Annotated in this window: 10 protein-coding genes; all 10 read right to left on the bottom strand. The window is 62.6% G+C overall.

Features of this window, described 5'->3' with window-relative positions:
* The coding region (locus tag ACXJKC_RS21575) for an acyl-CoA dehydrogenase family protein (protein ID WP_456698818.1) at positions 1-662 on the bottom strand (662 nt) is incomplete at its 3' end.
* A complete protein-coding gene (locus ACXJKC_RS21570; RefSeq protein WP_456698817.1) occupies positions 659-1,834 on the bottom strand; it encodes an acyl-CoA dehydrogenase family protein in 1,176 nt (391 codons plus the stop codon). The genes ACXJKC_RS21570 and ACXJKC_RS21575, both read right to left, overlap by 4 nt.
* Positions 1,835-1,961: 127 nt before the next feature.
* Positions 1,962-2,714, bottom strand: coding sequence for an SDR family oxidoreductase (locus ACXJKC_RS21565; protein ID WP_456698816.1), 753 nt, complete (start codon positions 2,712-2,714; stop codon positions 1,962-1,964).
* A 148-nt stretch (positions 2,715-2,862) separates the two neighbouring features.
* Positions 2,863-3,735, bottom strand: a complete 873-nt coding sequence (locus ACXJKC_RS21560; protein ID WP_456698815.1) for an SDR family NAD(P)-dependent oxidoreductase — start codon at positions 3,733-3,735, stop codon at positions 2,863-2,865.
* Positions 3,736-3,940: 205 nt separating this feature from the next.
* On the bottom strand, positions 3,941-5,494 hold the full coding sequence (locus ACXJKC_RS21555; protein WP_456698814.1) for a long-chain-fatty-acid--CoA ligase: 1,554 nt from the start codon (positions 5,492-5,494) through the stop codon (positions 3,941-3,943).
* Entirely contained in the window at positions 5,491-6,429 is a 939-nt protein-coding gene (locus ACXJKC_RS21550) for a crotonase/enoyl-CoA hydratase family protein (RefSeq protein ID WP_456698813.1), read from the bottom strand. Before ACXJKC_RS21550 ends, ACXJKC_RS21555 begins: the two co-directional genes overlap by 4 nt.
* 13 nt (positions 6,430-6,442) lie before the next feature.
* Entirely contained in the window at positions 6,443-7,438 is a 996-nt protein-coding gene (locus ACXJKC_RS21545; protein ID WP_456698812.1) for an NAD(P)H-dependent flavin oxidoreductase, read from the bottom strand.
* On the bottom strand, positions 7,435-8,988 hold the full coding sequence (locus ACXJKC_RS21540; protein WP_456698811.1) for an acetolactate synthase large subunit: 1,554 nt from the start codon (positions 8,986-8,988) through the stop codon (positions 7,435-7,437). The genes ACXJKC_RS21545 and ACXJKC_RS21540 overlap by 4 nt, the downstream gene beginning before the upstream one ends.
* Complete coding sequence (locus ACXJKC_RS21535) at positions 8,988-9,806, bottom strand: HpcH/HpaI aldolase family protein (protein WP_456698810.1); 819 nt, start codon at positions 9,804-9,806, stop codon at positions 8,988-8,990. The genes ACXJKC_RS21540 and ACXJKC_RS21535 overlap by 1 nt, the downstream gene beginning before the upstream one ends.
* A 467-nt stretch (positions 9,807-10,273) precedes the next feature.
* Positions 10,274-11,419, bottom strand: a complete 1,146-nt coding sequence (locus ACXJKC_RS21530; protein WP_456698809.1) for a class II histone deacetylase — start codon at positions 11,417-11,419, stop codon at positions 10,274-10,276.
* Positions 11,420-11,696: the final 277 nt, after the last annotated feature.

Below are 11,696 nucleotides of genomic sequence, written 5' to 3'. Positions count from 1 at the left end.
AGCAGCGCAGCCCCGGCATCGAGCGCCCGACGTACGGCGGGCTCAGCATCGTCGAGCACCAGCGTGCCCTCGGCTCCGTCGAGGGTGACGTCAGCGAGCTGACGGGTCATGTCGAGTGAGACGTGCGGCCTCAAGGTCGCGCTGGTCGCGTCGACCGCATATAGGTGGCCACCCGCCAGTACCAGCAGGACGTCGGCCTCGATCGCTCCCGCCACGCTGGTGATCCGGCCATTCAGCTGAGTGCCATCAATACGTACGGTCGACAGCTCGCCGTTCGGAGCAGTCGACCACGGTACGACGAGCGCTGCGGTTCGCTCCCCTGTCGCCAGTTGATCCAGCAATGCCGAGCTGCTCTCAAGCAGGACAGTGGTGGCGATGACGGAGCTGGTCAGAAACGGCACCGGCGCTACCGTGCGGCCGAGTTCCTCCAGCACCACGGCAGCCTCGCGTGCGGTCGCCCCCTGGCCCGCGCGGTCCTCCGGAACCAGCAGACCGGCGAGGCCGAGGCCGACCAGCGACTTCCAGAGCCCGTCAACGAGCGACCGGTCGCCGTCGTACATCCGGGTCACGGCGTCGGAGCCGCACCGGTCGTTGAGGAGGTCCCGCACACTCGCACGCAGATCCTCCTCAATCTCGGTGTAGAGCAGATCGAGATCACTCATTTCGCGGTCTCCTTCCAGGGGATATCCTTGTCGACGCGGTGCTCGCTTGGTAACCCCATCACCCGCTCAGCGACGATATTGCGCAAGATCTCCGACGTGCCGCCCTCGATGGAGTTGCCCTTGGCGCGCAGGTAGCGGTAGCCCGCGTCTCGGCCGGTCAGGTCGACGTACTCGGGCCGGATCATGGTCCAGTCGGAGTACCCCAACCCCTCCTCACCCAGCAGCTCGATCTCAAGGCCGGAGAGCTCTTGGGCGATACGGGCGAAGCTGAGCTTCATCGCCGAGCCCTCCGGGCCCGGCTGGCCATGGGCCAGCTTCTGGCGCAGCCGTACGCCGGCCAGACGGGCAACCTCGGCGTCGACCCACAGCTTGAGCAACCGGTCGTGCAGCTCGGACGTGCGCAGCTCGGGCCGCTCACGCCAGGTCTGCGCGACGACCCCGATCATGCCGTCCTCGCGGCCGGCGCCCTGACCGATCGAGACACGCTCGTTGTTGAGCGTCGCGTTGGCCACTTTCCACCCCTCGCCCACCGCGCCGAGCCGCTGACTGTCAGGGATGCGTACATCGGCCAGGAACACCTCATTGAACTCCGCCTCGCCGGTGATCTGGCGCAGAGGTCGGACGTCGACGCCTGGATCCGTCATGTCGCACAGGAAGTAGCTGAGTCCGAAGTGCTTCGGCTGGTTCGGGTCCGTGCGTGCGATGAGGATCGCGAAGCGCGCGTTCTGCGCTCCGGAAGTCCACACCTTCTGTCCGCTGATCACCCATTCGTCGCCGTCACGCACTGCCCGCGTGGAGACGTTGGCGAGGTCGGATCCGGCACCGGGCTCGCTGAACAACTGGCACCAGATCTCCTCGCCCGTCCAGAGCGGGCGCAGGAAGCGCTGGATCTGCTCCTCGGTGCCGAACGCGACGATCGTCGGGGCCGCCATGCCGAGGCCGATGCGGTTGGCCCGCGGGTCGTTGTCGGGAGCACCAGCCTGCACGAGTAGCCGTTCGACCTCCGATTGGAGTACCTGGTCGAGGCCGAGTCCGCCACAGCCGACCCCGTAATGCACCCAGGCCAGTCCGGCGTCGAAACGAGCGCGAAGGAATGCGGTTCGCTCGGTCGTTGATGGGTCGTGGTCGGCCAGGAACCTTCGGACGTGGTCGAGGAGTTGATCGCGGTTCATCGCGCCTTCCTTAGCTTACGAAGCTCGGCATTCGCGAGTGCGTTGTTGTGCACCTCGTGCGGTCCGTCGGCGAAGCCGAGCGTGCGGATTCCAACGTCGAACGGACGAGCTCCTGTCGTTGTGGGCGTCATTCTGCACCGGCAGTCAGCGTCACGCCGCCGTCGATGACGACGGTCTGACCGGTCAGCCAGGCGGCGTCGTCGGACAGCAGGAAGGCAACACCCCCGCCAATGTCCTGTGGCTCGCCGAGTCGCTTGAGCGGATAGACCCGACTGGTCTCGTCCTCGCGTCCCTCGTAGAGCGCGGTGGCGAACTTCGTCTTCACAACTGCCGGGGCGACGCCGTTGACGCGGATGTTCGGCCCGAGTTCGACGGCCAGTAGCTCGGTGAGCGAGTTCAGCATCGCCTTCGTGGCCCCATAGAAGCCGATGTTCGGGGCCGCGCGGATGCTCGACACCGACGACACGTTGACGATGGCGCCGCCATGCTCGCGCATCCAGGCTGCGTACGCCTTCTGCACCCACGAGACCGCGGCGATGCAGTTGACCTCGACGATCTTGCGCGCTGCACCGAGGTCGATGTCGACGAGCGGTCCGTACGTCGGGTTGATACCGGTGTTGTTGACCAGGAAATCGATGCTGCCGAATGTCTGGATCGCCTGCCGGACCACGTCGTCCTGGTGCTCGGCATCGTCGGCTTTGCCCGCAACGCCGAGGGCGTGCGCGGGACCGCCGAGGCTATCGACCGCCTCGTCGAGGGCGTCCTTTTGTCGAGCGGTGATAACCACTCTGGCGCCCTCGGCGACCAGACGTTGAGCGATGCCCAGCCCGATGCCCCGGCTCGCGCCGGTGACGATAGCGGTCTTGCCTGCGAACCTCACGACAGTCGCTCCAGGGCCATGGCTATGCCCTGCCCCCCGCCGACGCACATGCTCTCGAGTCGGAGGACCGACACCTGGCCGCCAGTTGGCAGTGCCGTCCGAGCGCCTCTCCGCCTAGGGCAACGCAAAGTGACAAGCGACGTAGTAGTCATCGGACACTCTCCTGAGTACGGGTGCTTAGGTTGGCGACAATCTCAGCTACGGCGTTGACGTCGAGTTTGTCGTTGTCGCCGAGCTGGTGGCCGGCGCCGTCCCAACTACTGCGCGAGGCGAGGACGATACGTTGACCGTCGTGACGCACGATCTGCCCATTGAGGGAGGCAGACAGGTCGCTCAGCAGATATGCGACCACAGGAGCGACCTTCTCTGGCCCCTGCACGCTTTGTTCAGCAACTGAGGACGCGTTGGCCTCCGACGACTTGAACCACTCGTAGCGGTGCTTACTCATTCCCGTGCCTGCAATCGGCATCACACCGTTGACACGTACACCGGTACCCGCTGCCTCTAGCGCCCATCCGTAGACCATCGAGGCAACCGCGGCCTTCGTGACTCCGTAGGAGGTGATCCCCGTGGCGCCGTTCAACGCCCCGGACGTGATTGCGACGATCGCACCTGAACCTTGCTCCACCATGTGACGCAGGGCGTTGACCCCGCAGTACATCGAGCCGAGCACATTCACCTCGACGATGCGCTTCAAAGATGTCGGCTGCTCTTCCCACGGGAGAGAGTTGTGCAGAACCGCAGCATTGTTGACCAGACCGTCCACCGACCCGAACGTCTCGGCGCACACACTGACGAGCTTCTCTGCCACCGACCAGTCCGCAACCGATCCCGTCACGACCTCCACACGAGCGCCGAGCGCAGCGAGTTCGTCGGGGACGACGCCGACCAGATCCGCGTCCAAATCGTTAACCACGACATCGCCACCCTGACGAGCCACCTCGAGGGCGTAGGCGCGGCCGAGGCCGTGACCCGCGCCAGTGACAATGACGGACTTACCTTCCAGATGCTGCGGACTCATCGGTCTTCTCTCCTTGCGAATCGACGGCTACCATGGCTCTGCTCCGGGCTTCCAAATGGCCAGCGCGATGTTCGACTACCGCAATCTGGCGCAACCGACCGGGACGTCACAGCCAGCCCGAGGGGCTCACGCCCATGGAGTTCGAGCGCATCAACACGATCGCCGTGGTAGGAGAGTCCAAAAATCTCGGGAGACATGGCCGTCATCAGCTCAACTCGCGCTTGAGGATCTTGCCCGTGGACGTCATCGGCAGCTCGTCACGAAACTCCACGATGCGCGGGTACTTGTAGGCGGCGAACTGCTCCTTGCCCCACGCGACAAGCTCGTCTTCGGTGACTTCGACGCCCGGCTCGCGCACCACAACGGCCTTGACCTCCTCGCCGTGCGATTCATGCGGCACGCCGATGACCGCCACGAGGGAGACGGCCGGATGACTCATCAGGACTTCTTCGAGCTCGCGCGGATACACGTTGTAGCCGCCACGCAAGATCATGTCCTTGGATCGGTCCACGATGAAGTAGTAGCCGTCAGCGTCCTTGCGAGCCAGGTCGCCGGACCGGAACCAGCCGTCATGGATGGCTTCGGCGGTGGCCTCGGGGCGGTTGTAGTAGCCCTTCATGACGTTGTGACCCTTGATCGCGATCTCGCCGATGGCCTCGGGATCATCAGCGACGTCGCTCCAATCGTCGTTGATGAGCCTCATCTCCACTCCCGGGATCGGCTTGCCGATCGAGCCAACACGCGGCTCCTGGCCCCACGTGGCGAATGAGGCGACCGGCGAAGTCTCCGACAGGCCGTAGCCCTCCAGAATCGTCACGCCGAAGCGCTCCTTGAAATTCTTGTGCACCTCGACCGGCAGCGCCGAACCGCCGGCCACAGCTACCCGGAGGTTCACAGCAATCGCGGCGACAGGAACGTCGGCCGTCAACGCCGACAGCAGTCCCCAATACATCGTCGGTACGCCCGCGAAGTACGTGACCTTTTCGCGCAACATCAGTTCGATCGCAGGCCCCGGCTCGAACCGCGGCAGCATCACCACGGTTCCGCCGAAGGCGAAAGCGCCGTTCTGAATCACAGTCTGACCAAACGAGTGGAACAACGGCAACACACACAGGTAAGTGTCAGGGCGGTCAGGCGACGCGGCGTACTGCACCTCCCCGGACAGAGCATTGTCGCGCATGTTGCGGTGCCGCAGCTCGGCCCCCTTGGGCTGGCCCGTTGTGCCGGAGGTGTACAAGATCACGGCCGTGTCATCATCATCGCGCTCGATCGTGGTGAACGTCGTCGGCTGTTCGGCCACCAGCGACGTGTAGAACTCCCCACCTTCCAGCAACCCCGAGGGCGCGGAGTCGAGTCCGATAAGGAAGAAGTCCTTGCAGGTCGCAGTGGCCTGGAAGCCCGCTTGGGCGGACTCCCCGATGGGCATCTCGGCGGTTCCTTCGAACGCGAAGTACGCCACCGCGTCGGAGTCGTCGAGATGGTAGGCGACCTCACGCGGCTTGAGCATCACGTTTAGCGGCACGACGGTCGCGCCAGCCTTGAGGATGCCGTAGTAGACGATCGAGAAGTACGGCAGGTTCAAGCACGACAGCGCAACCTTTTCACCGGGCCGCACTCCACGGGCGACCAACAGGTTCGCAACTTGGTTGGCCGCATCGTTGACCTGCGCATACGTGAGCCTGTTGTCGCCGGAGACGATCGCGGTGCGCTCGGGAAACTTCGCTGCTGAGCTTTCCAGCAGAGCGGACAAATTAGTCACATCGACTCCTGCATTCCGTCCGCGGCGGACGGTTCCCGCACATGTCCGGCTTCACCTGTGGAGGTCACCCACTCGTCATAGAACGGCGGCATATCGCTCGATGCGGTCGCCCGAAATTCTGGGTTTCGCTTCTCTCGAAAGGCGGTGACGCCCTCCGAACCATCGGCGACACTGGTGTAAAACATGGCCAGAGAATCCGTCTTGTGCGCTTCAAGAGGGTGCCGCGCCGCAGAGTTCCTATTAATCAGTTGCCGGGTTAGGGCCGTGGCTACGGGCGAGCGGCCGTTGGTCCAACGATCCGCGAGTTCCAAAGCCGCGTCCATCAATGCGTCCTCGGAAACAACCGATCGCACCAGCCCGATGTCCAGAGCTTGTTCCGCGCTGATAATTGCCGCCGAGTACACAAGATCCAATGCCGTATCGAATCCGACAATTCGTGGCAGGAACCACGAGGAAGCCGCTTCCGGCACGATTCCGAGTTTGCCGAACACGAAACCTATGCGCCCGCCGGCAGCGACGATCCTTGCGTCCATGGCCAAAGTCATCGTGGCCCCGATTCCCACGGCGGCACCATTGATGGCGGCAATCACCGGCTTGCGACAATCATAAATCGCCAGAGTCACTCGGCCGCCCGTGTCCCGCACCCGCGAGAGCGCAGGACTATGCAGGTCTTCCATAGCATCCAGTTGTGGACTGAGGGACTCGTCGAGCCCGAAGACGTTTCCATCGACGCCCAGATCCATGCCAGCACAAAAGGCCTTGCCAGCTCCGGTCACTACGACTGCGCGCACGTCATCCATGTCATTGACTTGACGAAAGACGAACTCCAGCTCGTCGGCCATCGTCGCCGTGAACGCGTTCAGTGATTCGGGCCGGTTCAGGGTCACGATCAAAATACCCCGCTTCGCCTCCGTCTTCAGCGTCGTGAGATTCACTTGTCATTCCTCGCTAACACGCGTAACTCGGCAAAGTCGAACTCAACAGTCGGTGAGCATCATCGATGATGGTCGAGACCACGTCCCCGACGCTTCCAATCTCAAAGATCAGGCCCTGAGATTGCCCGGCCCACCACATACCGTCTTCCAGCTCACCGTCCCGCAGCACGCGTTCTCTACCGCGGGACCCCGACGCCAGTTCCGCCACATCTGCGAACTTCGAATCGTCACCGGCCTCGATCTCAAGGATCCGCTCACTGATCGCGTTCCTTGCGACTCGGGCAGTGTTGCGGAATCGACGGAAAACCAAGACCGTATCCCGCTCGCTATTGAGGACGATTTGGCGTTTAACGTTTGGATGGATCGGTGCCTCATCCGTGGCCATGAACCGCGTGCCCATGTTGGCAGCGCATGCGCCCAGCGCCAACGCCGCTGCCAGTCCAGACCCAGTGGCAAGGCCACCCGACGCAATCACGGGAACGGAAAGCGAGCGCACCACCGCCGGGATAATGACCAGACCAGGCACATCGTCCTCACCGGGGTGGCCCGCAGCTTCATAACCGTCAATGCTGATGGCCGCTACACCCAATCGTTCGGCTGAAACCGCGTGGCGCACACTCGTCGCCTTGTGGATCACCCGGACTCCTGCCGAGAGGAAATCCGGCATGTGGGGCGCCGGACTCGCGCCGGCAGTCTCCACAATGGAGATACCGGAGTCAATGATGGCCGCTCGATAGTCCTCGTACGGAACCGCATCTAGGGTCGGCAAGATCGTCAGATTCACCCCGAATGGCGAGTCCGTGAGTTCTCGGGTCCTGGCGATCTCCTTGGCGAGAGCTTCGGGGGACGGCTGCGTCAGCGCGGTCAAGAATCCCAATGCGCCGGCGTTGGCGACTGCCGAGACTAGTTCGGCTGTGCCCAAGCCGGTCATACCACCGCACACCAGTGGATGCTCGACCCCGAAGACCTCGGTGAATCTCGTCGAAATTTTGGTCTCGGTCCGGCTCACAGAAGAACCTCGATAAGTCGTGGACCGTCTTCTGATGCCGCCACGCCGAGAGCACGACGCAACTCACCAGTCGTACGAACCTGCGTCGCAGGCACGCCGAAACCGTTTGCCATAGCCACGAAGGACATGTCAGGGTTCGACAGGTCGAGCATGGCCTCCGCTCGGGGGCCGGACCCGTCAGCGCCGACCCGGGCCAGTTCGCGCCTGAGGATCGCGTAACTCCTGTTGTTGTAGATAATCGTCGTGACATCAAGTTGCTCGCGAGCCTGGGTCCACAACGATTGGAGCGTGTACAGACTCCCTCCATCTGCTTGGAGCGAGTACACGCTTCTATCCGGCGCAGCCACCGCAGCGCCAGTCGCGACTGGCATACCCTGCCCGATGGCGCCACCGGTCAGCGTCAACCAATCGTGCTGCTTCGCTCCGCGGAGCGCGTCCCCTAGCGGCGCTCCAGATGTCGCGGATTCGTCCGAAATAATGGCGTTCTCAGGCAACTCGTCAGCGATCACCAACGCAACCGTCTGGGCGTCCAACGGCACATCCCCGGTGCAGCGCTCGGATACATACTGCTCGGCGTCTAAGGAGTGTCCGCCAATTTCATCAGAAACTGCCAGCAGGGCTGTCAGCACGTCTTCATGACGTTCCCCGACGCGGAGAACACGGGCGCCTTCGGGTGAGAATCGACCGGACTCCCCTGGGTATGCGAAGAACGAGACAGGTTCCTCGGTGTCGAAAAGTACAACCGCGGCGACGCCTGCCAACTGTTTGACCGCTTGCTCCCCGATGTATGCAAGCCTGTCGAAGTGGGGCAAGCCAGCGCCGTGAGCCATCCGGGCAGGGAACGTCTCCCTGAACACCCGGACACCCGGGAGGCGCCGCAGGCTAGCGACAGCCCGAAGGCCATCTGGGCCGCAGCACCTGCCGCCGACGATGACTGCTACTTCATCTCCCGACGTCAAAACTCGGATGACATCGTCGGTAATCTCAGTAGGCACCAGCTGCGGCTCGGAGCGTGGGAGTGGGGCGGCCACCGATCCTCCCGGAAGCCAAGAGTGATCAGCCGAGATAATCAGCGAAGCCACACCGGACGCGGGACCGAGCGCTTCAACAACAGCTTCGGCACCCTTAGCCGCCAAGTCACTTGGGGAATCGGCGAAACTGACCCACTTGCTGACCGTCTTCGCAAGGGACTCAACATCCGACTCCAAGGGAGCGTCAAACTCTTTGTGGTAGGTCGCGTGATCACCGATCAGGTTGACAACGCTTGAAAAGGCACGCCTCGCGTTGTGAAGATTGGCCATCCCGTTCATCAGCCCTGGTCCCAGATGAACCAGAGTGCTCGCGGGCGATTTCCGAATGCGTGCATAGCCATCAGCTGCGCCGGTGGCCACCCCCTCGAAGAGGGTCAGGATCCCGCGCATCTCCGGCACATCGTCCAGCGCGGCGACGAAGTGCATCTCCGACGTACCCGGATTCATGAAGCACGTGTCGACGCCGCTTCCAACCAAGGTTTGGATCAAGCCGACCGAACCGTTCACCGAAGCGGGCATCAAGCCTGCCCTCGCTTGCTGCGAGTTTCGGCCGGTAGGCCTTCTTCCATCTCGTTGGCCATCCGCTTGTAGAGATCACCGATCAAGAAAGCGTCGTGGCCGATCATGACCCCATGCGCCCCGCCCGCGACGAACCTCGCAGTGTCGGCAGGGTTCACGCAAAACTCGATCAGGAGCTTGTCGGTCTTGCCGACTGCTTCGCGGATCTTGTTCATGGCAGCGCTGACCCGAGGGTCATCCCACGTGACATTTCCCAGGGAAAGTGCGTAGTCACCGGGACCGGGCATCACACCAACCAGCCCGTCCACCTCAAGGATCGACTCGATGTTGTCGACGGCCTCTTCATTTTCGATGATGGCGATCACGGCGACAGAGTCGTTCCGTTCCTCACGACGGCGGACCTCCGCCTCCCCTGCCACCCTCAGCGGGCCACGGCGAAAGGCAGTCCCCCGAGTTCCGAGAGGCGGGTAGTACGACCACCTGACAACGGTCTCCACGTCCTTGGCCGTGCGGACATTCGGCACGAGGATGCCTGTGGCTCCCCCGTCCAGTAGGCGAGCCACGAGGTTCTCCGTCACGTCGCCGAGTCGCACGAGCGGGCTGGTGCCCGCAACCTCAGCCGCACGAATCAAGGACTGAATGTCGTTCATGCTTCGCAGTCCGTGCTCGAGCTCAAGAACGACGAAGTCGAAACCGCATGCTCCCACCACCTCAATCAATGTCGGATCGACAAAGTCGTGGAATGAGCCCAAGAGCACCTCACCGCCACGCATCCGGGCGACGAAGTCATCGGAGTAGATTCGATCGAGAGCGTTCATGATGAATTCCCTTCTCATGGGATAGTGCCAAGTCCGGCCTGGGCTCAGCGGATGAATCAGCACAGGTCGCTGTGCTGCGATACTGCACCCACAAATGTGGGCACCGGACTCGCGAGCAGGAGTCCTTCGGATGAGCGGTGCCCTCTAGCTGCGATACCGCACCTGAGGTATGCGGCCCATCAAACTGACTACACTCAGAGTGCAGTCTTCTCGACAATCTGTCAAGCCCCCGACGAAACTCGCGAAAACTACCTCTCACGGAGCGGCCTGCGCGGACGTCTTCGTGCCCGGCCGGTACAGACCAGGCGGATCGAAATGACCTCCTGCGAGGCTTTCTCTCAGGGCGGTTGCAACCAACTCAGCCCATTCGCGCGGCGCGACCAGCGCAGGCCACCATTGGCAGATCACGCGACCATCGGGGTCCGAAGATTCCCAGAGTCAAGAGTTTCGATATCCGTAAGACGTACTCACATCGTCAGCTGGAGCGCGCGGGCCAGATCAGCCGATAGCGCCACGACCTCACGTTGCACCGTCGTGAGTTCATGAGACGGTAGCCCGTCAACCGACTTAAACGGATTCTCGACGCCGGTACTCTCCCCGCAGAGCTCCTCAAGGACGGCAAGCCCGCAAAACGGAACGTAGACCGGCGAGTAGCCTCCTTCATGGGACATGACCAGCCGACCATTGCAGGTTCGCTCTGCGAGTTCGACGAGCCGTCCAGTGATGGCACGGAAGCCGTCTGCGGTCACGGTCATCCGGCCGAGCGGATCATAAACGCTTGCGTCGAACCCACTTGAAACCATGATCAGGTCCGGTTGGAATCGTTCGACCGCTGGTATGACGACTTCGTCGATCGCGTGGAGGTAGGCGCCGTTGCCAGAACCGGCGGGTAGGGGGACGTTGATATTCGTACCTTCGCCGGCCCCGTGTCCTACCTCCGAGACCAAGCCGCTTTCTTTGCCAAACAGCCGATCCTGGTGGAGTGAGATGGCAAGCACATTGGGGTCCGTGTCATAAATTGCCTGAGCCCCGTTCCCGTGGTGCACGTCGTAGTCGACGATGGCGATGCGCTCGACGCCATGGATGGCACGAGCATGCTCGATCGCTACCGCGACGTTGTGGAACATGCAATACCCCATCCCGGTTTCAGGTCGGGCATGGTGCCCTGGCGGGCGAACCAGGGCGTAGGCATTATCTGCCCTACCCTCCAGGACGGCGTCAACAGCCGCCATCGTGCCGCCGGCTGCCAAGGTCGCGATGTCGAAGCCACCGCGCCCGAACGGAGAGAAACCGTCGCCGGCATCGCCTCTACCCGCCGCACTCGCCTCCATGATGCGGTTGACGTGTTCGCTTGTATGGACTCGCAGAAGGTCGTCGACCGTCGCATGTCGTGGTGCGATGCGGTAAAGACGGTCAAGTAGACCGGATACCTCGATGAGCGAGGCCATCCGGACTTTGCTCTCAGGGCTTTCGAAGTTGTGATACGGCTCGACAGCACCACCGGCCGGCACAACGCCCGCGTGTGTCCCGGTGTCATGCCATCCGTACTGCGCGTGCCAGACGTAGCCAGTCGTGCGAGACATGTGCCTACCTTTCCTCTTCGACCATTGCATGCGTGCGGCGGTCGCTTGAACTCTGAATCATGTGAGCTCGGTGGAATGCGGAAAGGCTCGCTTTGCCGACGGAGTGCCAGATCGCTCCAGCAATTCCGCCATATTGCCGCGGGCTTCTCGCCTTTACATGGCTCACATAAACTGAATGCACTCAGCGTGTAGTCTTCTCGATAATCTGTCAAGCCCCCTTTCTGATCGGAGAAATGCACATGAGAGCAACCGTGCTACATGGCGTCCGCGATATCCGGCTCGATATCGTTGACGACCCACGACTTGT

The organism is Aeromicrobium sp. P5_D10 (assembly GCF_054049535.1).
The sequence above is the reverse complement of the archived record's forward strand: the minus strand, read 5'-3'. Positions and strand labels throughout refer to the sequence as shown.

Coding starts and splice junctions, on each gene's coding strand:
- ACXJKC_RS21570 (WP_456698817.1), bottom strand. CDS start 1,834: ATGAACCGCGATCAACTCCTCGACCACGTCCGAAGGTTCCTGGCCGAC.
- ACXJKC_RS21540 (WP_456698811.1), bottom strand. CDS start 8,988: ATGCCCGCTTCGGTGAACGGTTCGGTCGGCTTGATCCAAACCTTGGTT.
- ACXJKC_RS21530 (WP_456698809.1), bottom strand. CDS start 11,419: ATGCAATGGTCGAAGAGGAAAGGTAGGCACATGTCTCGCACGACTGGC.
- ACXJKC_RS21535 (WP_456698810.1), bottom strand. CDS start 9,806: ATGAACGCTCTCGATCGAATCTACTCCGATGACTTCGTCGCCCGGATG.
- ACXJKC_RS21560 (WP_456698815.1), bottom strand. CDS start 3,735: ATGAGTCCGCAGCATCTGGAAGGTAAGTCCGTCATTGTCACTGGCGCG.